At 67.9% G+C, this 20,644-nt stretch carries 20 protein-coding genes; 10 read left to right on the top strand and 10 right to left on the bottom strand.

Annotated features, from left to right (window positions below):
* The first annotated feature begins 57 nt into the window (after positions 1-57).
* The 8 genes from pabB (at position 58) to JNO53_RS05665 (ending at position 6,694) form a co-directional block, all read left to right on the top strand.
* Entirely contained in the window at positions 58-1,869 is a 1,812-nt protein-coding gene (pabB, locus tag JNO53_RS05695; protein WP_203108549.1) for an aminodeoxychorismate synthase component I, read from the top strand.
* Between the two features lie 121 nt (positions 1,870-1,990).
* Positions 1,991-2,647 carry an RluA family pseudouridine synthase gene (locus tag JNO53_RS05690; protein WP_203108547.1) on the top strand — a complete coding sequence of 219 codons (657 nt, stop codon included), beginning with the start codon at positions 1,991-1,993 and terminating at the stop codon, positions 2,645-2,647.
* Positions 2,640-3,056, top strand: coding sequence for an alternative ribosome rescue aminoacyl-tRNA hydrolase ArfB (arfB, locus tag JNO53_RS05685; RefSeq protein ID WP_203108545.1), 417 nt, complete (start codon positions 2,640-2,642; stop codon positions 3,054-3,056). Before JNO53_RS05690 ends, arfB begins: the two co-directional genes overlap by 8 nt.
* A gap of 128 nt (positions 3,057-3,184) precedes the next feature.
* Complete coding sequence (gene rpmG, locus JNO53_RS05680) at positions 3,185-3,352, top strand: 50S ribosomal protein L33 (RefSeq protein ID WP_067682697.1); 168 nt, start codon at positions 3,185-3,187, stop codon at positions 3,350-3,352.
* 64 nt (positions 3,353-3,416) lie between these two features.
* Positions 3,417-4,079: a LolA family protein gene (locus JNO53_RS05675; RefSeq protein ID WP_203108543.1), complete on the top strand. Its 663-nt coding sequence runs from the start codon at positions 3,417-3,419 to the stop codon at positions 4,077-4,079.
* Positions 4,080-4,341: 262 nt separating this feature from the next.
* Complete coding sequence (locus tag JNO53_RS15340; RefSeq protein WP_238401656.1) at positions 4,342-5,133, top strand: exodeoxyribonuclease III; 792 nt, start codon at positions 4,342-4,344, stop codon at positions 5,131-5,133.
* Positions 5,134-5,207: 74 nt separating this feature from the next.
* Entirely contained in the window at positions 5,208-6,200 is a 993-nt protein-coding gene (gene ribA / locus JNO53_RS05670) for a GTP cyclohydrolase II (protein WP_238401655.1), read from the top strand.
* Positions 6,197-6,694, top strand: a complete 498-nt coding sequence (locus JNO53_RS05665; protein WP_203108539.1) for a GNAT family N-acetyltransferase — start codon at positions 6,197-6,199, stop codon at positions 6,692-6,694. The genes ribA and JNO53_RS05665 overlap by 4 nt, the downstream gene beginning before the upstream one ends.
* A gap of 483 nt (positions 6,695-7,177) precedes the next feature.
* On the opposite strand, the gene JNO53_RS05660 is transcribed toward JNO53_RS05665, so the two are convergent.
* From JNO53_RS05660 to JNO53_RS05630, 7 genes are all read right to left on the bottom strand, one after another.
* The gene (locus JNO53_RS05660) at positions 7,178-7,441 is read right to left on the bottom strand and encodes a DksA/TraR family C4-type zinc finger protein (RefSeq protein ID WP_203108537.1); all 264 of its coding nucleotides are present in this window, start codon (positions 7,439-7,441) and stop codon (positions 7,178-7,180) included.
* A 52-nt stretch (positions 7,442-7,493) separates the two neighbouring features.
* Positions 7,494-8,477, bottom strand: a complete 984-nt coding sequence (locus tag JNO53_RS05655; RefSeq protein WP_203108535.1) for a right-handed parallel beta-helix repeat-containing protein — start codon at positions 8,475-8,477, stop codon at positions 7,494-7,496.
* Positions 8,478-8,512: 35 nt separating this feature from the next.
* Positions 8,513-9,181 (bottom strand): endonuclease III domain-containing protein, encoded by a 669-nt coding sequence (locus tag JNO53_RS05650; protein WP_238401654.1) that lies wholly within the window; start codon positions 9,179-9,181, stop codon positions 8,513-8,515.
* A gap of 79 nt (positions 9,182-9,260) precedes the next feature.
* Positions 9,261-10,835 carry a glutamine-hydrolyzing GMP synthase gene (gene guaA / locus JNO53_RS05645; protein WP_203108533.1) on the bottom strand — a complete coding sequence of 525 codons (1,575 nt, stop codon included), beginning with the start codon at positions 10,833-10,835 and terminating at the stop codon, positions 9,261-9,263.
* A 476-nt stretch (positions 10,836-11,311) separates the two neighbouring features.
* A complete protein-coding gene (locus tag JNO53_RS05640; protein WP_203108531.1) occupies positions 11,312-12,868 on the bottom strand; it encodes a class I adenylate-forming enzyme family protein in 1,557 nt (518 codons plus the stop codon).
* Positions 12,869-12,923: 55 nt separating this feature from the next.
* Positions 12,924-13,850 (bottom strand): cation diffusion facilitator family transporter, encoded by a 927-nt coding sequence (locus JNO53_RS05635; RefSeq protein ID WP_338015304.1) that lies wholly within the window; start codon positions 13,848-13,850, stop codon positions 12,924-12,926.
* Complete coding sequence (locus tag JNO53_RS05630; RefSeq protein WP_203108527.1) at positions 13,847-14,305, bottom strand: hypothetical protein; 459 nt, start codon at positions 14,303-14,305, stop codon at positions 13,847-13,849. Before JNO53_RS05630 ends, JNO53_RS05635 begins: the two co-directional genes overlap by 4 nt.
* A gap of 110 nt (positions 14,306-14,415) precedes the next feature.
* Here JNO53_RS05630 and gyrB point away from each other — a divergent pair, with 110 nt between their 5' ends.
* A complete protein-coding gene (gene gyrB, locus JNO53_RS05625; RefSeq protein ID WP_203108525.1) occupies positions 14,416-16,944 on the top strand; it encodes a DNA topoisomerase (ATP-hydrolyzing) subunit B in 2,529 nt (842 codons plus the stop codon).
* 6 nt (positions 16,945-16,950) lie between these two features.
* Here gyrB and JNO53_RS05620 read toward each other — a convergent pair whose 3' ends face one another.
* Positions 16,951-17,448: a hypothetical protein gene (locus JNO53_RS05620; RefSeq protein ID WP_203108523.1), complete on the bottom strand. Its 498-nt coding sequence runs from the start codon at positions 17,446-17,448 to the stop codon at positions 16,951-16,953.
* Between the two features lie 189 nt (positions 17,449-17,637).
* Here JNO53_RS05620 and JNO53_RS05615 point away from each other — a divergent pair, with 189 nt between their 5' ends.
* Complete coding sequence (locus JNO53_RS05615) at positions 17,638-19,374, top strand: bifunctional metallophosphatase/5'-nucleotidase (protein WP_203108521.1); 1,737 nt, start codon at positions 17,638-17,640, stop codon at positions 19,372-19,374.
* A gap of 9 nt (positions 19,375-19,383) precedes the next feature.
* On the opposite strand, the gene JNO53_RS05610 is transcribed toward JNO53_RS05615, so the two are convergent.
* Both JNO53_RS05610 and JNO53_RS05605 read right to left on the bottom strand, forming a co-directional pair.
* Positions 19,384-20,016 (bottom strand): hypothetical protein, encoded by a 633-nt coding sequence (locus tag JNO53_RS05610; RefSeq protein ID WP_203108519.1) that lies wholly within the window; start codon positions 20,014-20,016, stop codon positions 19,384-19,386.
* A gap of 88 nt (positions 20,017-20,104) precedes the next feature.
* Positions 20,105-20,608 carry a hypothetical protein gene (locus JNO53_RS05605; protein ID WP_203108517.1) on the bottom strand — a complete coding sequence of 168 codons (504 nt, stop codon included), beginning with the start codon at positions 20,606-20,608 and terminating at the stop codon, positions 20,105-20,107.
* Between the last annotated feature and the right edge of the window lie 36 nt (positions 20,609-20,644).

Below are 20,644 nucleotides of genomic sequence, written 5' to 3'. Positions count from 1 at the left end.
CGCGCGCCGCAAGTTCCCGGCTTGGCGGATAGGGCTCCGGACCCTAAGGCGGGGGCGATGGGAGAGCGAACACCCTTCGTGCTGCTCGACGATGCGCGCGCCGAGAGCGCGGCCGACGCGCATTTCTACGAGAACGCGGCGGAGATCTTCGTCGCGCGCCAGCCGGGCGAGGTCGAAGCCGTGCTTGCCGCGGCCGATGCAGCGCGGGCCGAGCGCGGGGGCTGGCTGGCGGGTTTCTTGGCTTACGAGGCGGGGCTGGCGCTCGAACCCAGGCTCCGCGCGCTGGCGGAGGCGAGGACCGGAGCGGCAGGGCCGCTGGTCTGGCTCGGTCTGTTCGAGACGGAAACGGTCATTCCCGCCGCGGACGTGCCCGCCTGGCTCGCCGCGCGCGCCGAGGGCGATGCCTCGCTCGGGCCGCTCGATCCGCAGGTTTCGCCGGGCGCCTATGTCGAGGCCTTCGCCCGGCTGCAGGAGGCGATCCGCGGCGGCGATATCTATCAGGCAAATCTCACCTTCCCGCTCGCGGGATCGTACCGCGGGGATCCGCTCGCGCTCTACGCGGCGCTGCGCCCGGCGGCGCAGGCAGGCTATGGCGGGACCGTGTTCGACGGCGCACACTGGCTGCTCAGCCTCTCGCCCGAACTGTTCGTCTCGCTCAAGGGACGCGAGGCCAAAGCCAAGCCGATGAAGGGCACGCGGCCGCGCTCGGACGATCCGGCAGAGGACCGCGCGCTGGCAGACGATCTCGCCGCCTCGGCCAAGGACCGGGCCGAGAATCTGATGATCGTCGACCTGATGCGCAACGACCTGTCGCGCGTGGCCGCGCCGGGCAGCGTGCGCGTCGACGCACCGTTCGCGGTCGAAAGCTATCCGACCGTCCACCAGATGGTCACCACCGTGCGCGCCGCACTGGCCGAGGGGAAGGGCGCGGCGGACCTCGTGCGCGCGATCTTCCCCTGCGGCTCGATCACCGGCGCCCCCAAGATCCGCGCGATGGAACTGATCGCCGAAGTCGAACGCGATGCCCGCGGCCCCTATTGCGGCGCCATCGGCCGGATCGGCCCTGATGGCGATGCGGCCTTCAATGTCGCCATCCGCACGCTGCGGCTGACGCCGGTCGAGAACGCGCAAGGCTCCGCCACGCTCGGCGTCGGCTCGGCGATCGTCGCCGACAGCGAGCCGCTGACCGAGTGGCGCGAGGCGGTGCTCAAGGGCGGCTTCGCCAGGCGCAGTTCGCCGGGTCACACGGCGCCCGCGTTCGACCTGATCGAGACCATGCGCTTCACGCCCGAAGAGGGCATAGCGCTGATCGAGGGGCATCTGGAGCGGATGAAGGCAAGCGCCGCGGCGCTCGGCTTCGCCTTCGACCGCCATGTGGCACGCAACCGGATCCATGCGCTGTGCTTCGAGCTCGAGCGCCCTTCCTGCGTGCGCCTGCTCTGCGCCCGCAGCGGTGCGATTGCCGTCGAGGCGCGCGATTTGCCGCCGCTGCTGGGCGAGCCGGTGCGCTGCATCGCGCTGCCGCTGCCGGTCGACCCGGGCGACTGGCGCCTCCGGCACAAGACCAGCGACCGCGGCTTCTACGAGGACGCGCTGGCCGTAGCCCGCGATGCCGGCGCAGTCGAAACGCTGTTCGTGCGCGACGACGGCCTTGCGACGGAAGGCAGCTTCACCAACCTCTACGTCGAGCGCGGCGGCATCCTGCTGACGCCGCCCGCACGGCTCGGGCTGTTGCCGGGAGTGGCGCGGCGGGCGCTGATCGAGCGGGGCGAGGCCCGCGAGGCCGAACTCACGCTCGCCGATCTCGAAGGCGGTTTCCTGGTCGGCAATGCCCTGCGCGGCGTGATGCGGGCGGAACTCGCGCTCTAGCGCCCTCGTTGGTCCAAGCGCCGGGAGACGACCTTGGCCAACGCCCTTCCTTTCCTCTAGCGGGCGCGCTGGACACAGGAACAGCCCTTCGACAAGCTCGGGGGCGAACGGAAGGTTGGCAATGAGCGCTCTGGATATCCTCTTCGAAGACGGCGAAGCGCTGGTCATCGACAAACCGGGCGGGTTGCCGATCGAACGTCCGCGCAAGGGCGGCCGGTCGCTGGAGGATCAGCTCGATGATCTGAAGCTCGGCTTCCAGCGTGCGCCGATGCCCGTCCACCGGCTCGACACCGACACCTCGGGCTGCCTGCTGCTCGCGCGTAATCCCAAGGCCTTGAAGCGCTTCGCGATGGCATTCGAGGAGCGCCTGGTCGAGAAGCGCTATCTCGGCATTCTCGACGGGGAGCCGGTGGAGGACGAAGGCACGATCGCGCTGTCGCTGAGCAAGATCAGCAGCGCGGAAAAAGGCTGGCGGATGATCGCCGCCAGGAAGGGCAAACCCTCGGCTACGCACTGGCGCGTGGTCGCGCGGCACGAGGGCCGTACGCTGGTCGAGTTCCGGCCCGAGACCGGGCGCACGCACCAGATCCGCGTCCATGCCGCGAGCGGGCTCGGCGTGCCGCTGCTCGGCGATCCGGTCTATGGCAGCGGCAAGGGTGCGCCGCGCACGATGCTCCATGCGGCAGGGCTCGTCGTGCCGCGCGCGGACAAGCCGCCGGTCGAGGCCGCGGCGCCTCTCCCCGCCGATTTCGCAGCGCTCGGGTTCGCCGATGGATGACGAGCCGCCCTCACCGGTGGAGCGCGCGCTGGCGCTGGCGGAGGAGAGTTTCATCGCCTCCTCCGGCCCGGGCGGACAGAACGTCAACAAGGTCGCGACCGCGGTGCAGCTTCGGCTCGACGTGTTCGCCCTGCGCCTGCCGCCGCCGGTCTTCGCGCGGCTGAAGACGCTCGCGGGCAGCCGGATGACGGCGCGCGGCGAGATCGTCCTTACCGCGCGCACCCACCGTACGCAGGAGGCGAATCGCGAGGAAGCGCGGCGGCGCCTCGCCGAGTTGATCGAGGAGGCGCACAAGCAACCGAAGAAGCGCGCCAAGAGCCGCGTCAACCGGGTGGGCAAGGTCAAGCGGCTGAAAGCCAAGAAGTCCCGCGGGGAGGTCAAGGCCAACCGCGGCAAGGTCGACTGGTAGCCAGCTTGACTTTCGCGCGTGAATCGCTCAATGGCCGCGCCGGAATGGCGGTGCCGCGCGCGCCGCCTGTATTTTTTCGGCCGCTTACACTGGTGTTTGGGGCCTCAGACCGATCTTAGGAACACGCAATGGCGAAGCCCGCAACCGTCAAGATCAAGCTCGTCTCGACCGCCGATACGGGCTTCTACTACGTGACCAAGAAGAATCCCCGGAACATCACCGAGAAGATGACCTTCCGCAAGTACGACCCCGTCGCGCGCAAGCACGTCGAGTTCAAGGAAGCGAAGATCAAGTAAGCTGAATTTCCGGAACCGGATGAATTCAGCATCGGTTCAATGCTCCGATCCTAGTTCACGGAGCATGACCATAGTGCACAAGCTTACTGTCACCCCCCTGCGTGCGGCCATGGCCGGCGCGCTGGCTATTGCCGCGCCTGCGGCGCTCGTCGCGGTGCCGATTCCGGTCGCTGCGGCCGAAGGCGATCTCGACCGCGCGGTTGCCGCGCTGCGCGGGATCTCGACGATGAAGGCCGACTTCACGCAGACCGACCGGAAGGGCCAGACCGTTTCCGGCGAGATGACGCTGAAGCGCCCCGGCAAGATCCGCTTCCAGTACGAAGACGGCGTGCCGCTGCTGCTGGTGTCGAACGGCCAGTCGTTCACGATGATCGACTACGAGGTCAATCAGGTCGAACGCTGGCCGATCTCCGAATCGCCGCTCGGCGCACTGCTCGATCCCAGCCGCGACGTGAAGAAGTACGGCAAGCTGGTTTCGACCGGTCATTCCGACGTCATCAGCGTCGAAGTCCGCGACCCGAACAAGCCGCAGTTCGGCGTGATTACCCTGATCTTCACCCGCGATTCGTCGGCGCCTGGCGGGCTCCAGTTGACCAACTGGGTCGCGCTCGATGCGCAGAACAATCGCACCACCGTGCGGCTGCGCAACCACCGCTACGGCATCTCGGTGCCCGACAGCGCCTTCACTTACAAGGATCCGCGCCGATCCACCCGTCGCCCGCGGTAAACGCTTCGGCGGCAGCGCGTGGGGCGATTGCGACGAGGCGCTGCGGGTCGTTCATTGGCAAGCAAGGCCATCCCCCTTATCTTGCAAGTCACAAGGCGGTGCGAGGCGGGTTTCCCCCCTGTTGCCCTGACCTCGCTCAAGAGCCGCCTTGTACAAGCGTGACGAACGCTAACATGGAACCCTCGTGCCAATGCCCCCGGCACGAGGGTTTTTTGTTGCACGTCGGCTTGCGGCGCCCTGCGGCGCTCCCTATCCCGCCACGATGCTTTCTGTCGCCACCTGGAACATCAATTCCGTCCGCCTGCGCCTCCCCCAGGTGGAGCGCGTCTTGCGCGAACAGTCGCCCGACGTGCTCTGCCTGCAGGAGATCAAGTGCCAGGAGAGCCAGTTCCCGGCCAAGGCGCTGGCGGAGATGGGCTACGTCCATCAGGCGGTGCATGGGCAGAAGGGCTACCACGGCGTCGCCACCGTCAGCCGCATTCCCTTCCGCGAGTTCTCCCGCCACGACTGGCAGGACAATGGCGAGGCGCGGCACGTCGGTGTCGAGCTGCTTGGCCCGGGGCAGGGCATGGTGCTGGAGAACGTCTACATCCCCGCCGGCGGCGACGTGCCCGACCGCGAGGTGAACCTGAAGTTCGGCCAGAAGCTCGACTTCCTCGAGCGGATGACCCGCTGGGCCGATGCGCTCGACCGGCCGACGCTGATCGTCGGCGACTTCAACGTCGCGCCGCTCGAATGCGACGTCTACGACCACAAGGCGCTGCTCAAGGTCGTCAGCCACACGCCGATCGAGGTCGAGACGCTTGGCCGCTTCCGCGACGCGCACGGCTGGGTCGATCTCGGCCGCGAATTCATCCCCGCGCCGGAGCGCAACTATTCTTGGTGGTCCTACCGCAGCTTTTGGCGGCAGAAGGACCAGGGGCGGCGGCTCGACCATATGTGGGCCAGCCCCGACCTCGCCAGGCAGGCGCGCAGCCACCGCTTCGTGGAGGAAACGCGGCGCTGGGAAAGCCCGAGCGACCATGTGCCGCTGGTGACGGAGTTCGAGCTCTGACGGCTTCCGCGCCATCCCCGGCCCGCCGCGCGGCGCAGGCGATCGACGCGCTGCGCCATGGCTGGCCGCTGGCGATGGAGGGCGGCCCGGTGCTGCTGCCGGTCGAGACGGCGGTGGCGCGGCAGGCGAGCGCCGACCGGATGCTCATCTCCGCCGCGCGCGCCGAAACGCTCAAGCTCGCCAACCAGCGCGAGGCGGCCGAGCCGCATGCGCCGGTGCTGATCCACGGCGCGGAGCCGTTCGACCTCGCCGCCGCGCTGCCCGTCGCCGACCCGGCGCTCGATCTTACCGCCCCGCTCAAAGGGCCGTTCCGGGCCGAGACGATCGGCCGGCCGGAGCAGGCGGCGGCGGCGCTCGAACTGGCGCGGATCGCGGGCATCCTCCCCGCCTTCCTCGTCGATCCGGCCGATGCGGGCGAGGCGCAGCCGGTCGCCGCGTCCGATCTCGCCGCATGGGCCGATGCCGCCGCGCTCGCCATCGCCACCCGCGCACGCCTTCCGGTTTCGGCAAGCGAGGATGCCGAGATCGTCGCCTTCCGCAGCGCCGACGACTTGCGTGAACATGTCGCACTGGTGATCGGCGAGCAGCGGTCGGACGTGGCGCCGCTCGTGCGGCTCCATTCCGAATGCCTGACCGGCGACATCCTCGGCAGCCTGAAGTGCGACTGCGGCCCGCAACTCGACGCCGCGCTCCACGCGATGGCCCACGAGGCGGCAAGCGGCGGCTGGGGCGTGCTGCTCTATCTGCGGCAGGAAGGGCGGGGAATCGGCCTCGTCAACAAGCTGCGCGCCTACCGCCTGCAGGATCAGGGCTTCGACACCGTCGACGCCAACCGCCGGCTCGGCCTGCCCGACGAGGCGCGCGACTTCCCCGTGGCCGCCCGCATGCTCGAACTGCTCGGCGTAGGCGAGGTGCGGCTGATGACCAACAACCCGGCCAAGGTCGAGGCCCTCGCGGCCAGCGGCATCGCCGTGGCCGAGCGCGTTCCCCACCAGCTCCCCGCCAATCCGCACAACGCGCGCTATCTCTCGACCAAGCGCGACCGCTCGGGCCATCTGCTGACATGAGCATAACGATCCGCCCCGAGCGCGCCGGCGACGAACGCGCGATCCACGGCGTCGTGCACGCGGCCTTCGACGGTCACCCGCACAGCGACGGCAGCGAACCCGCCATCGTCGACCGCCTGCGCGCCGACGGCGATCTCACCATTTCGCTGGTTGCGGAGGACGGCGGAGAAATCCTCGGCCACGTCGCGTTCTCGCCCGTCACGATTTCGGACGGAAGCAAAGGCTGGTTCGGCCTCGGCCCCGTCGCGGTCGCACCGCAGCACCAGCGCGAGGGCATTGGCGCGGCGCTGATCGAGCAAGGACTGGCTCTGCTGCGCGAGCGCGACACAGCAGGCTGCGTGGTGCTCGGTGATCCGGCCTACTACGGACGGTTCGGCTTCGCGCACGATCCGGCCCTCACCTATCCCGGCCCGCCGCCCGAATACTTTCAGCGTCTCGTCATGGAAGGCTCAGGCGCGGGCGGCGTGGTGAGCTACGCACCCGCATTCGGCTGATCCGCGCGTCTCGGCAGAGCAGACGAATTCGATCAGACGGAGAACGACACATTGCAGGCTTTGCCACTTTAGGGTCAGGTGCTGAGCATGACGCTGCGCCGATATCTACTTATCTGCTATCTTTGGACTATCGTGTTGTTCGGCCTACTCGGCTGGACTGCGAGTTTGTCCGACCCTGAAGCTCCCGCACTCGGCTTGCTCCTCCTCGGCCCTTTCGCAGGGCTCTTCAACGTCTTCGTTAACATATGGCCGTGGGCGCGAAGAGTGCCTGTGGAGCGTCGGACCACCTTCTCGTCTTACCGGGGCACCAACATCGTTTTCTTCTTCATCCCGGCCCTGATCGTTGCCTTCGCTGCTGTCGTAGGTCTCCTTTACGGCTGACCCACCCATGTCCGCTAACACCAGTAGACATTGAATCTCGGCTTCGCCATGCAAGCGGCGACCTCGCCAGCATTCGGAACTTATTGGCGACTCCTCGCAGCCCTACCGCAACTGGCTGTCCTTGCTCCCGCGCCGGTTGATGCCGGTGGAGCGGACGGCGGCGTCCCGCTCCGACTGGCAGGCGACGCAGGTGCGGACGCCGGGCAGGGCCTGGCGCCGTTTTTCGGGGATCTCCTCGCCGCATACGTCGCAGAAGCGGGCGCTCTCGCCGCGCGGCATACGGGTGCGCGCGGCCTGCACCGCGTCGCTCACGGTATCGTCGATCTGGTCCTGAACGGCCCCGTCGCGGGTCCAGCCGCCTGCCATGCGAAGTGCTCCTTCGCGCCACCAACCCGCAAGCAGGCAGGCGGGTTCCGCGTCAGCGCGCGTCGAAGCGCGCGATCCCGGCTCCCAGCCGGTTGTCGCCGATGGCGAGGTTCGCGCCGGTCCAGTCGGCGACGAAGGCCGAGCTGCGGCTGAGCGCGGGCACGAAGCGCGCGTCGTTGCCGGCGATCTGCAGCCCGTCGGAGCTGTGGCTGATATCCTCGGCGCCGACCGCGATGAAGGCGGAGTAGTTCTCCTTGTCGCGGCCCTGGACGAACCAGTTGTTGGTGATCTGGCCGGTCGCCCCTTCGGGCAGGTCGATCATGTAGTTCGTGCCGCGCCCGGCCGAATCGTCGAAGCTCGATGCGGCGATCTCGACCCGCGCCGCGCGCGCCTTGACGTAGTGCCCGCCCGTGCCGCGCTCGAAGCGGCTGCGGGTCACGCGCAGGTGGCCGTAATCGCCGATGTAGATCGAATGCGCGCAGCCGCCCGAGCCCTCGCAGGTCCCGAGGCCGGAGAAGGTCGACTTGTCGATGACGAGGCGGCTCGAAGGATCGTCGGCGGTCAGGATGCCCTGCTGGCTGTCGGCGAACCAGGACTGCGCCACGGTGAGGTCGCCCTGCTCCAGCCGGATGCCCGCACCATTGTAGTCGGGCACCGTCATGCGGCGGAAGACGAGGCCGGACACCGTTGCCGCGCGTCCGCGCAGCACCAGCGCGGCCTTGCCTTCGCAGGTGACGCCGTCGAACACTGCCTTGCCCGGGTCGGCAGCGAGGTACGAGACCGAACCACCCTCCTGCACCGCGCATTCGCGGTAGGTCCCGCTGGCGATCGCAATGCTGCCCTCGCCGCTGCCGATGGCGTCGACCGCCTGCTGGAGCGAGGCGTAGCTTTCGCCGGTCTCGACCACCGTAAACGGCGTTCCTGCGGGCTGCGCGATCAGCGCGGCTGCGGGGATCGCGCCCACGGCCAGCGCGGCGATCACCACGGTGGTCCTGAGCGAAGGGCGAACGGGCGTCGTGCGGGCGCAAGTATCCATGGCGCCCGGGTTAGCCCGGATGGGTTAACGGCCGGCTAAGGGCGACCGATCCGTCCTCGCCCGCCTGTGCGGCAGTCGCTGCGCACGGGGCAGTCCGCACATTTTGGATGCGCGGGCCGGCACATTGTCTGTCCGAGCCGCTTCACCAGCAGATGGTGCTCGTCGATGTCGGCGGCGGACCACTCCTCGGGCAAGACCGGCATCAGCGCGTCGTAGGCGCGCGCGGTGTCGGCACTCGGCGGCACGAGCCCCATGCGCTGGACGATGCGGCGATGGTGGCTGTCGATCACCAGCGCGGGGCGCTCGAAGCGCGAGGTGTTCATCACGCTGGCGCTGACCTTGCGCGCAACGCCGGGGAGCGTCTCGAGCCAGGCCATGGCTTCGGCGGTGGACATCTCGGCGAGATGGCCCAGATCGGCCGCACCGCGCCGGTCGATCACGGCGAGGAGGCAGTCCTTGAGCCGCTGCGCCGCGATGTCGGGAAAGGTCTGGTTGGCGAGGCGGGTCTCCAATGCCTCGACCGGAGCCTGCGCGACCGCCTCCCAGGTGCCGAAGTCGGCCAGCAGGCGGTCGGTCGCCTCGTTCGACACGCGCGTCTTGGTCCGCGCGCCGATCACGCCCTGCACCAGCACCCAGAGCGCGTCGCGCCGCTTCTCCGGCGGGCGCACGATCCGCCCGAACCGCGCGATCAGCGCCGGCTGCATCCTGCGCAGAACATCCGTGCGCGGGTCGGGGCCGAGGGGGAGCTGCAGGTTCTCCTCCCGGGCTACCTGGGCGAAGCCGTCACTCCCACTCGATCGTGCCGGGGGGCTTCGACGTGTAGTCGTAGACCACGCGGTTGATGCCCTTCACTTCGTTGACGATGCGGGTGGCGACGCGGGTGAGGAAGCTGGCGTCGAACGGGTAGACGTCGGCGGTCATGCCGTCGGTGCTGGTCACCGCGCGCAGGCCGCAGACGCTGTCGTACGTGCGACCGTCGCCCATCACGCCGACGGTCTTGACCGGCAGCAACACGGCGAAGGCCTGCCAGATCGCGTCGTAGAGGCCGGCGGCGCGGATTTCCTCGAGATAGACCGCGTCGGCCTTGCGCAGGATGTCGCAGCGTTCCTTGGTCACCTCGCCCGGGATGCGGATGGCGAGGCCCGGCCCGGGGAAGGGGTGGCGGCCGACGAAGACTTCCGGCAGGCCGAGCTCACGGCCCAATGCGCGGACCTCGTCCTTGAACAGCTCACGCAGCGGCTCGACCAGCGCCATGTTCATCCGTTCGGGCAGGCCGCCGACGTTGTGGTGGCTCTTGATCGTCACCGACGGCCCGCCGGTGAAGCTGACGCTTTCGATCACGTCGGGATAGAGCGTGCCTTGCGCGAGGAAGTCGGCGCCGCCGATCTTCCTGGCCTCGGCCTCGAACAGGTCGATGAAGGCCTTGCCGATGAACTTGCGCTTGGCTTCGGGGTCGGTGACGCCGGCGAGGCCCGAGAGGAACATCTCCTCCGCGTCGACGTGGACCAGCGGGATGTTGTAGTGGTCGCGGAACAGCGTGACGACCTGCTCCGCCTCGTTCATCCGCATCAGGCCGTGATCGACGAAGACGCAGGTGAGCTGTTCGCCGATCGCCTCGTGGATCAGCACCGCGGCGACTGCGCTGTCGACACCGCCGGAAAGGCCGCAGATGACCTTGCCGTCGCCGACCTGGGCGCGGATTTCCTCGATCTTGGTCTTGCGGAACTCGGCCATGGTCCAGTCGCCGGCGAGGCCGCAGACGTGACGGACGAAGTTGGCCAGCAGGCGGGCCCCGTCGGGCGTGTGGACCACCTCGGGGTGGAACTGCGTGCCGTAATAGCGGCGCTCGTCGTCGGCGATCAGTGCGAAGGGGGCGCCGTCGCTGACCGCGACGATGCGGAAGCCGGGGGCGAGCCGGGTGACCTTGTCGCCGTGGCTCATCCACACCTGGTGCCGCTCGCCTGGCTGCCACAGGCCGTCGAACAGCACGCATTCCTCGCTTACGGTGCAATAGGCGCGGCCGAATTCGCCGCCTTCGCCGGTCTCGTGCCCGGGGCGGACCTCGCCGCCGAGCTGCTGGGTCATGACCTGCTGGCCGTAGCAGATGCCGAGGATCGGGACGCCGCTGTCGAACAGCACCTGCGGGGCGCGCGGGCTGCCCTCGTCGGGAACGCTGGCGGGACCGCCGGAGAGGATCACGCCCTTGGGCTTCAGCCGCTCGAAGGCTTCTTCCGCCTGCGTGAAGGGCGCGATCTCGGAATAGACGCCCGCCTCGCGCACGCGGCGCGCGATCAGCTGGGTCACCTGGCTGCCGAAATCGACGATGAGGATGGAATCGGGGAGATGCTGCGGGTCCATGGCAAGCTCCGTTAGGCGCGGGGGCGGCGGGCTGTCCAGCGGGTGGTGACGTCGGGGCGGGCGGTCTCGATCAGCTTCTGGCCCGTCTCGGTGCTCCGCTGCTGCATGTTTTGCATCCGTCAGAATGCAAACTTTAGGAGAAACAAGGAAGCCTTGCCGGCTATCAGTTGCGCCTTTTGCAACGGATGGCGCAGTTTTCTCATTTGTGAAAAGTCCCACGAAAGATTATTTCCCACTGCGAGCCGGGCGGAAGGCTCCTCTCCTCTCTCCCCCTTCCCCCGGCTTCTTTGACAGGAGACAGGCCATGCGCACGACAGCTTCGCATTTCCTTGCCTTCGTCGTGGCTGCTTCAATCAGCAGCCTCATGCTCGGCGCAGCGATCGCCTGAGCCGAAAGGCAGCGAACGAGACGCGGCCGCCACTCAGTCCTCTCCCCCCCAACTGGTGGCCGCGTCTCAACCGCTCGCTTGAGGCGGATCAGTCGATGCCGCCCATCTCCTCCGCCATCGTCCGAAGATCCGTCTTCAGCAACTTGCCTATGTGACTGCGGGGCATCTCGTCGATGGGATGGAGCGCGGCGAGGCGCTGTGTCTTGCCGAGCCGCGCGTTGACCGCGGCGAGAATGTCGCCGGTCGAGGTCGCACCACCTGCAAGCCGAACGAAGCCGACCGGTGTCTCGCCCCAGCGCCGGCTCGGCACGCCCACCACCGCCGCTTCGGCGACTCCCGGCTCCTTCTCCAGCTCCGTCTCGAGGTCGGAGGGGTAGATATTGAACCCGCCCGAGATGATCATATCCTTCGCCCGCCCGACGAGTTCGACGAATCCGTCGGCGTCGATCCGCCCGATGTCGCCCATGCGCTGCCACACATCGCCCGTGGCGGGGTCGGTCCAGTAGCCTTCGCGGGTCTTGTCCGGCTGATTCTTGTAGCCGCTCATCATCGTCGGGCTCCGCCCCACGAGATTGCCGGCGGTTCCGGGCGGCACTTCGTTGTCGTCGTCGTCCAGTACCTTGAGCTCGCCCCCCGGCGTCGGACGGCCCACGGTGTGGAGCTTGTCCGGGAACTCGTGACACGCGAGCATGCACACCACCCCGCCCTCGGTCATCGAATAGATCTCGATCAGCGCGCCGGGCATCCGCTGCAGCACTTCCCGCTTGAGCGGGGCCGGAAAGGGAGCGGACGTGCAGTACTTCATGGCCAGTGAGGAGAGATCGAACTGGTCGAACCGCGGCTCGTCCATCAGTCGCTGATACTGCACCGGCACGAGCATGGTGATTGTCGTTCGATCGGCCTCGGCGCCCTCGAGCCAGCCGAGGGCCGAGAACTTGCCCATGACCCGCACACTGCCGCCCGCCAGCAAGGCGGGGAGGAATGCCACCATCGTGGTGTTGGAATAGAGCGGCGTCGAGGCAAGCGAACGTATCTCGAGCCCACTCGCGCGGTAGGAGGCGGCCATGGCGGCGAACTGCCGCCAGCGCATCTGGTGCGAATGGACGATCCCCTTCGGAATGCCCGTGGTGCCGCTGGAATAGATGATGTTGAACGGCTCGTCCGGCCGGGGCTCGAACGGGTCGGCACGCGTCCCGGGCGCGGCCATCCAGGCATCGAGTTCCTCGTCGAGAACGATCCGGTCGAGCTGGGGCAGGAAATCATCGCCGAGGTCGGTCAGCCGGGCGCGATCGACGAACAGGTGGCGGGCGCCGCTGTCGCGCGCCATGCCCTCGAGCTGTTCGCGGCTGGCGCTCGTCGTCAGCGGCGCGGCGACTCCGCCCGCGCGCACCGCGGCGAGAAAGACCAGCGCATAGGGAATGCTCGATAGCCCGAGGATGGCGACCGACTGACCGCGCTCCAGCCCATCGGCCTGGAGGCGGGCGGCAATCCGCTCGACCCGGTCGGCAAGCTCGCTCCACGTCAGCGTGCCCCGCTCGTCGCGCAGCGCCACTGCCTCGGGCTGGTTGTCGGCCCAGGCGGCGAGAATGTCGGAGAACGAACCATAAGGTTCGGCGAGCGCGGCAGCGGGATCGGTGATCGGCATACCCGCCTTTCTATTTGCACCGGCGAACTTGTCGAGAGGTTCGCGACCGAAGGCGTCAGCCCACATCCTCACGGCGCAGAGCCTCGGGCGGTGAAAACGACAGGCGCGCGAGGCGCCAGGCCGGATCGTCGCCCATCAGATCGTCCAGCTTCGGCAGATCGGCGGGCGGATGCACGCCTTCGATCGTGCCCACGATATAGCGGCCCGATTCGCGGAGCCGCACCTCGCCCTGCGGCCAGAGCTCTTCGAGTCGGGCTTGCAGGCGCTGCGCCTCGGCGGAGATGTTCGAACTGTCCAGTTCGCGCGGTGCGCCGTCGAGCAGTTCCGCCGCCGCAATGCCCATGTTCGACAGCCCGTCGCGCAGGATCGAGAAAGCGATGAACAGCGCCGCCGCGCTGTCCGCCCACCAGTAGCCGAAATAGATACCCAGAATGCCGACGATGCCGGCGAGGCCCGTTTGCCAGTCCGCCTTCTGCATCAGCGCGTCGGTGTGGAGCACCTTGTCGCGCAGCCTTTCGGCTACCGGCAGCTTTATCCGCCCGAGCCACATTGGCACGACCACCGACCAGCCGAGCGCGGCGATCATCAGCCAGCCGAGCCAGACCGTGTGCCCGAAGACCTCGACCGGGGCGACCGTGGGATGTTCGGCCATGATCAGCGTCATCGCGCTCTCGTACATCAGGAAGCCGCCGACCGCGGTGAGCGCGACCGCGGCGACGAGGAACGCGAGGCTGTTCACGCGCACGAAACCGAAAGGGTATTTCTCGGTCGGGTCCTGCGGCTCGAACCGAGCCGCTATGAGAAAGGTGACGGCCGGGACGAGGCTCAGCACGTCCTCGATGAGGGCGGAGCGCATCGCCTGACTGCCGCCCATCGTGAAGAACATCGCGGCGACGACGGTGCTCATCCAGAACAGCGTCTGCCATTCGAGCCGCCTGGCGCGGGCGAAATCCTCGCGGATCGATGCGGGCAGGCGGTTCACCGCGCTTCCCCTTCGACCAGCGCGATCCAGCCGTTCTCTCCGTTCCGGAAGGCGAAACGCGGCACATGCTCCTCCTTGCCCACATCCGTTCGCCATCCGAGCGGACTGCCGAAGTGTACCTTGCCGGCCCACGGCGACGCTTCCGCGAAATGGCCGTAGACCAGATCCACCTTGCCCTTCTCGAGCCGATTCAGGAGCTCCTCGCCGTGCCCTTCCGTTCGCGTGACCCGCGCTCCGAGCCGGGCGGCGACCCGATCGAGCACTCGCTCGGCTTCGGGAGAGCGCGGAGCGCCGGCAATGTCTCCCAGCACGATTTCGTGCGTGCGCCGGACGCGCTCGGTTGTGCCGTCGGGATCGCGCGGCAGCTCCGCACATGCGGCGAGCGCTGCAATAAGGATTGCGGCTGATGCGATCGTCCCCGCAGGGCGCAGGAACGCGTTCCCCTTGATGCCCATGCAGGGGCAACGCCGCAGGCCGATCCGGCGTTCCCCGCCTGCGATTCGCCTGTGGATGGAATGGGTGTTCTCGCCTTCCGAAATGCCCCCCGTGTGCCTATATGATGCCCATGGACGAAACCCCTGAAACCACCCCGCCGGCAGCGGCGAAGACGAACGACTACGGCGCAGATTCGATCAAGGTCCTCAAGGGCCTTGATGCGGTGCGCAAGCGGCCGGGCATGTACATCGGCGATACGGACGATGGATCGGGCCTCCACCACATGGTGTTCGAGGTGTCCGACAACGCGATCGACGAAGCGCTCGCCGGCCACTGCGATCTCGTGCTGATCGAGCTCAACGCCGACGGTTCGGTCTCGGTCGAGGACAACGGCCGCGGCATTCCCGTGGGGATGCACAAGGAAGAAGGCGTTTCCGCGGCCGAGGTCATCATGACCCAGCTCCACGCCGGGGGCAAGTTCGAGAACACCAGCGACGACAACGCCTACAAGGTTTCCGGCGGTCTCCACGGCGTCGGCGTCTCGGTGGTAAACGCGCTTTCCGAATGGCTCGAGCTGACCATCTGGCGCGACGGCCAGGAACACTGGATGCGCTTCGAGCACGGCGATGCGGTCGCGCCGCTGAAAGTCGTCGGCGACGCACCGCCGGTGGCCTCCAATGGCGACGAGAACGGATTGAAGAAGGGCACGCGCGTGACGTTTCTGCCCTCGACCGGGACGTTCAAGAACGTGACCGAATTCGATTTCGAGAAGCTCGAGCACCGCTACCGCGAGCTCGCCTTCCTCAACTCGGGCGTGCGCATCCTGCTGCGCGACTTGCGGCACGAGGACACGGCGGAGCACGACCTGTTCTACGAAGGCGGGATCGCGGCATTCGTGAAGTATCTCGACCGCAACAAGCAGGCGATCCTGCCCGAGCCGATCTCCGTTTCCGCCGAGAAGGACGGTATCGGCATCGACGTCGCGCTCGAATGGAACGATTCGTACTACGAGAACGTGCTGACGTTCACGAACAACATCCCGCAGCGCGATGGTGGTACGCACCTTGCAGCGTTCCGCGCGGCGCTGACGCGGACGCTGAACAACTACGCCTCGTCCTCCGGCCTGCTCAAGAAGGAGAAGGTGCAGCTTTCGGGCGAGGACATGCGCGAGGGGCTGACCGCGATCGTCTCGGTCAAGCTGCCGGACCCCAAGTTCTCATCGCAGACCAAGGACAAGCTGGTCAGCTCCGAAGTGCGTCAGCCGCTCGAGTCGCTGATGGGCGACAAGATGACCGAATGGCTGGAGGAGAATCCGAAGCTCGCCGCCGAAGTCGTCCAGAAGATCGTCGACGCCGCCGCCGCACGCGAAGCGGCGCGCAGGGCGCGCGAAATGAGCCGCAAGGGCGCGATGAGCGTCGCCAGCCTGCCCGGCAAGCTCGCCGATTGCCAGGAGCGCGATCCGGCCAAGAGCGAACTGTTCCTGGTCGAGGGCGACTCCGCAGGCGGCTCGGCCAAGCAGGGCCGCGACCGCAAGACGCAGGCGATCCTGCCGCTCAAGGGCAAGATCCTCAACGTCGAGCGCGCGCGGTTCGACCGGATCATCGGGTCGAAGGAAGTCGGCACGCTGATCCAGGCGATGGGCACCGGCATCCGCGACGACTTCAACCTGGAGAAGCTGCGCTATCACAAGATCGTGATCATGACCGACGCCGACGTCGACGGCGCGCATATCCGCACGCTGCTGCTCACGTTCTTCCACCGCCAGATGCCCGAGATCATCAAGGCGGGGCACCTCTTCATCGCCCAGCCGCCGCTCTACAAAGTGAGCAAGGGGCGCAGCGAGGTCTATCTGAAGGACCAGGCGGCTCTCGACCGTTACCTCGTCGATGCCGGCCTGCAGGGCCGAATGCTCGAGACCGCGAGCGGCACGCGCGGCGATGCCGATTTGCGCGATCTCGTCGAGCACGGCCTGCGCCTCCGCAACCTGATGGGCTTCATTCCGCGCAAGTACGATCCGGCGATCGTCGAGCAGATGGCGCTTTCGGGCGTGTTCGATCCGTCGCTCGGCGGCGACACGCGGCGCCAGGCGCTGGCGCTCGCCGCGGACCGGCTCGGCATGTCCGATCCCGAAGCCGAGTGGCGGGCGGAGCTGCGCGCGGACGGCAGCGTGCGGTTCGAACGGCTGTGGCGCGGGGTGACCGACGTCCATGATGTCGAGGCCGCGTTCCTCACCAGCGCCGAGGCGCGCAAGCTCCACAGTCTCGCGAGCGAGAACGCGGAAGTCTACGCGCGTCCTGCCCGGTTTGCCCGGATCGGCGCCGAAAGCGAGGCGGCCGAGGAAAGCGCCGAGGGCGAGGAAACCGAAGTCGTCGTGTCGCCCGATGCGGCGATCACCCGGCCGACAGAGCTGCTCGACGCGGTCCTCGCCGCCGGGCGCAAGGGGCTCTCGATCCAGCGCTACAAGGGCCTCGGCGAGATGAACGCGGAGCAGTTGTGGGAGACCACGCTCGATCCCGAGAACCGCGCCCTGCTGCAGGTCAAGGTCGAGGATGCCGACGTAACCGACGAGATCTTCACCCGCCTGATGGGCGACGTCGTCGAGCCGCGCCGCGAGTTCATCCAGGACAACGCGCTGAACGTCGCCAACCTCGATATCTAACCGGGGCTACTCCGCTGGCGGTGTGAGCCGATAGGTGCGGTCGGGTGTGACGTCGTCGAACGGCACGTTCTCGTTCTGCATCCGGTACAGCGCACCGTCGGCGACGAGGACGACCGGCTGGCGTACGACGCCCTGGAGGCGCAGGCGCTTGCCGTCAGGCAGCCATTCCCAGGTGCCGGTCTGCGTGCGGCCGCCTTCGACGAGCGTGAAGGTTCCGTCGTTCGCGATCGAGAGGCTGTCGGCCGTGCCGTCGAGGTTGGCCCGGGTGTAGGCCGCCGCCTGTTGCAGCGCCTGGCGCCCGTCCGCCGCGACACGGGGCAGCGAGGGGTCGCGTGGACCGTCCGGTTGCGGGCGGCCGCGCGCCGTCTGCCCCGTGGCGGCGTCGGCTCCGTTGACACGCGCGGCGAAATCCTCCGCGCTTTCGCCTTTCGGCTGCTGCCCGCAGGCGGCGAGCGCGAGAGGGGCGGCAAGGATGAAGGCCATCGCGGCGTGGCGGCGGTGCATGTGTGTCGGCTCCTGTCGATTCGTGGTGCGAGCCGGTTACGACGCTTAGATGACAGATTTCGGAAAGGCCGCGCGTGCGCGTGCGGTTGCACGATTTCGAGTTGAGTCTCGCGCCCGTCCCCGGCACGGCAGGGCACGTACAGGCGGTCTGTCATCTGCCGGACATCCGCTTCAGCCAGGGGCCGAGCCATGATCTTTCGCAACCTTCTCCCTCTCGCGGCGGTGATCGCGCTCGGCGCCTGCGTCAGCGTGCCGGAGGTGCCCGACACTCCGGCAGGGCCGGTCACGGTCAAGATCGTCGGGCTCAACGACTTTCACGGCAACCTCGAGCCGCTCTCCCGCCCGATCGGGCTGACCGACGACGCGGGCGCGCAGCACGCGGTCCGGGCGGGCGGCGCGGCGTATCTCGCCTCGGCAGTGGCGAAGTACCGTACCGGCGGGGACTATTCTCTGGTCATCGCCGCGGGCGACCTGATCGGCGGCAGCCCGCTCGTCTCCTCGCTGTTTCTCGACGAACCGGCGATCGGTGCGATGAACCGCATCGGGCTCGACTTCAACGCGGTCGGCAACCACGAGTTCGATCGCGGCTGGCGAGAACTCAAGCGCATGCAGGACGGCGGCTGCGACAAGCACGGGCTGCGCAACCCCTGCGCCGTCGAGCGCGATTTCGGCGGCGCCGATTTCTCGTTCCTGGCCGCCAACGTGCTGACCGAAGGCGGCACGACGTTGTTCCCCGGTTACGCGATTCGCCGCTTCGGCGCCGGCGCGCGCGAAATCGCCGTTGGGGTGATCGGCCTGACGCTCGAGGAAACGCCGACCCTCGTCACGCCCAGCGGCGTGGCAGGTCTCACCTTCGGCGACGAGGCCGAGGCGATCAATGCACTCGTGCCGGAGATCGAGCGGCAGGGCGCCGATGCGATCGTGGTCGCGATCCACCAGGGGCTCCAGCCGGAGCCCGGCACACCGCTCTCGGGCTGCGGCGCGATCGCCGGGCCGCTGCGTGCGATCCTCGAACGGCTCGACCCGCGGGTGGATCTGGTGATCTCCGGTCACACGCACCGGACTTACGTCTGCGATTTCGCCACTGTGGATCCTGCACGCGCGTTCACCGTCAGCAGCGCAGGCTATGGCGGCACGCTGTTGACCGACATCGCGCTGACGATCGATCCGGCGGTCGGCGAGGTCACCGACGTCACGGCGCGCAACGTCGTGGTCCAGAACGGCGGCATTGAAGGCATAACGCCCGATCCCTCGTTCGACGTGTTCCAGCCCGACCCCGAGCTCGTCGCATACGTCGCGCGCTACGCGCAGGCTGCGCAGGCGGCGGAGATGCGGCCGGTCGGCCGGATTTCCGGCCCCGCCCCCGATCCGGGCCCTGCGACGGAGGAAACGGCACTCGGCAATCTGATCGCGGACGCGCAGCTCTTCGCCACGCGTGACGCCGGCGCGCAGATCGCGCTGATGAACAATTCGGGCGTCCGCGCGCCGATCGTCCCCGATGCGGACGGCACGGTGACGTTCGGCGACATCTATGCGGCGCAGCCCTTCGGTAATGCGCTAGTGACCAAGAGCTACACCGGTGCGCAGCTTCTTGCGCTGCTCGAACAGCAGTTCGACGAGGACGGTTTCGTCCAGACCTTCTCGGTCTCCGAAGGCTTTGCCTTCTCCTACGACATGGGCCGCCCGGCCGGGCGCCGCGTGGTCTCCGCGACACTCGAAGGCGAGCCGATCGATCCGGCCGCGACCTACCGCGTGACGATGAACAGCTTCCTCGCGGCGGGCGGCGACACGTTCACCGTTTTCGCCGACGGAGCCGATGCCGTGACCGGTCCGACCGATCTCGACGCGATGGAGGAATACTTGAGCGCGGCGGAGATGCGGCACCTGCCCGCGGTGGGGCGGGTGACAGCCCTCACGCGGGACTGAAAGGGTAAATCAGGCGATCCGCAATCCCACCACGGGCGCGGCGCCTCGCGCCTCGCCCGAAAGGCCGTCGAACAGCGTGTCGATGATCGTCGCGAGCTTGCCGTCCTCCAGCTTGTCCTCGTCCAGGATCATCAGCATCTGCGGCAGGGTGTAGCAGACCACCATCTGATTGATCAGCGAGAGCGCGCGATTGATCCCGAGCCCGGCGAAATGGCCTTCCTCCTGCGCCTGGGCGATCAGCTCGGCGAGATAGTGATCGGCCAGGTCGATATAACCGCTCACGTTCTCGAAGTTGTCCGTTCCGACCTCGCAATAGACGGCGAAGGCGGCCGGATCCTTGCGGAAGCGGGCACGTTGACGGGCGAAGCGGCGGGCGAAGAACTCGTAGAACTTGCGGCGGATCGGCAGATCGGAGGCAACGACTTCCTCCATGATCGCGATGTCGGGTGCGTACCATTTCTCCAGGATCGCATCGAACAGTGCATCTTCCGTGTCGAAGATCGCGTCGATCCGGGCGCGCGGCATCCGCGCCTCCTTGGCTAATGCGGCGCGCGTGATGTTCTCGCCCGCGCGCTCGATCACCCGCATTGCGAGAGTGACGAGCCGGGCGCGTTCGCTGTCCACATCGCTGGGCGAAGTCATGGGTAAAGGTCCGTTCCCTGATTTTTCGCAATCTAGGGACAGACCCGCGCCGGTTAAAGTCCGCGCGGCGCGAATTTTGCGGGGGCGGCTACTCGCCGGGGCGGTCGGCCTGATTGCCGTCCGTCGGGGTCGGATCGCTGCGGCGCCACGTCGTCTCCTCGACGCGCTCCCCGGCAAGCGGCGCGTTTTCTTCCGGGAGCCGGTAAAGCACGTCCTCCGCGACGGCGAAGGCGTTGATTTCTCCGTTGCGCGTGATCAGGATGCGGCTGTTGTCCTCACCCCAGGCGAACTCGCCGGTGGTCTCCGTGCCGTCGGGCGCGACCCAGGTGTACGTGCCCCCGTCTTCGAGCGTGATGCGGTCGATCGCGCCGTCCCGGCTGTGCAGTTCGTACGTGCCTGCGTACTCGACCGTGCTGCGCGCATCGACCGGGACCTCGGGATATTCAACCTCGACCGTGGGCAGCGTCACGTCGACCGGCGCCTCGACATCGTCGGTTTCGACCACGCGATCGTCGACCTCGGTCGTGTCGCCGCAGGCGGCGAGCGCCAGAGCGAGCGGGACGGCCAGAGCAAGGCGGGCGGGCGTGTTCATCGGTTCTCTCCTCCGTCTGCATTCGCTCGTTCAATG

The sequence above is a fragment of the Altererythrobacter sp. C41 genome, assembly GCF_016803135.1.
In the GTDB taxonomy this organism is placed as follows: Bacteria; Pseudomonadota; Alphaproteobacteria; order Sphingomonadales; family Sphingomonadaceae; genus Pelagerythrobacter.
This window is presented reverse-complemented; position numbering and strand designations above follow the sequence as displayed.

Bases quoted from the DNA above. Each gene is read 5' to 3' on its own strand.
- pabB (WP_203108549.1), top strand. From the start codon at position 58: ATGGGAGAGCGAACACCCTTCGTGCTGCTCGACGATGCGCGCGCCGAG.
- JNO53_RS05690 (WP_203108547.1), top strand. From the start codon at position 1,991: ATGAGCGCTCTGGATATCCTCTTCGAAGACGGCGAAGCGCTGGTCATC.
- arfB (WP_203108545.1), top strand. From the start codon at position 2,640: ATGGATGACGAGCCGCCCTCACCGGTGGAGCGCGCGCTGGCGCTGGCG.
- rpmG (WP_067682697.1), top strand. From the start codon at position 3,185: ATGGCGAAGCCCGCAACCGTCAAGATCAAGCTCGTCTCGACCGCCGAT.
- JNO53_RS05675 (WP_203108543.1), top strand. From the start codon at position 3,417: ATGACCATAGTGCACAAGCTTACTGTCACCCCCCTGCGTGCGGCCATG.
- JNO53_RS15340 (WP_238401656.1), top strand. From the start codon at position 4,342: ATGCTTTCTGTCGCCACCTGGAACATCAATTCCGTCCGCCTGCGCCTC.
- ribA (WP_238401655.1), top strand. From the start codon at position 5,208: ATGGAGGGCGGCCCGGTGCTGCTGCCGGTCGAGACGGCGGTGGCGCGG.
- JNO53_RS05665 (WP_203108539.1), top strand. From the start codon at position 6,197: ATGAGCATAACGATCCGCCCCGAGCGCGCCGGCGACGAACGCGCGATC.
- JNO53_RS05660 (WP_203108537.1), bottom strand. From the start codon at position 7,441: ATGGCAGGCGGCTGGACCCGCGACGGGGCCGTTCAGGACCAGATCGAC.
- JNO53_RS05655 (WP_203108535.1), bottom strand. From the start codon at position 8,477: ATGGATACTTGCGCCCGCACGACGCCCGTTCGCCCTTCGCTCAGGACC.
- JNO53_RS05650 (WP_238401654.1), bottom strand. From the start codon at position 9,181: ATGCAGCCGGCGCTGATCGCGCGGTTCGGGCGGATCGTGCGCCCGCCG.
- guaA (WP_203108533.1), bottom strand. From the start codon at position 10,835: ATGGACCCGCAGCATCTCCCCGATTCCATCCTCATCGTCGATTTCGGC.
- JNO53_RS05640 (WP_203108531.1), bottom strand. From the start codon at position 12,868: ATGCCGATCACCGATCCCGCTGCCGCGCTCGCCGAACCTTATGGTTCG.
- JNO53_RS05630 (WP_203108527.1), bottom strand. From the start codon at position 14,305: ATGGGCATCAAGGGGAACGCGTTCCTGCGCCCTGCGGGGACGATCGCA.
- gyrB (WP_203108525.1), top strand. From the start codon at position 14,416: ATGGACGAAACCCCTGAAACCACCCCGCCGGCAGCGGCGAAGACGAAC.
- JNO53_RS05620 (WP_203108523.1), bottom strand. From the start codon at position 17,448: ATGCACCGCCGCCACGCCGCGATGGCCTTCATCCTTGCCGCCCCTCTC.
- JNO53_RS05615 (WP_203108521.1), top strand. From the start codon at position 17,638: ATGATCTTTCGCAACCTTCTCCCTCTCGCGGCGGTGATCGCGCTCGGC.
- JNO53_RS05610 (WP_203108519.1), bottom strand. From the start codon at position 20,016: ATGACTTCGCCCAGCGATGTGGACAGCGAACGCGCCCGGCTCGTCACT.
- JNO53_RS05605 (WP_203108517.1), bottom strand. From the start codon at position 20,608: ATGAACACGCCCGCCCGCCTTGCTCTGGCCGTCCCGCTCGCTCTGGCG.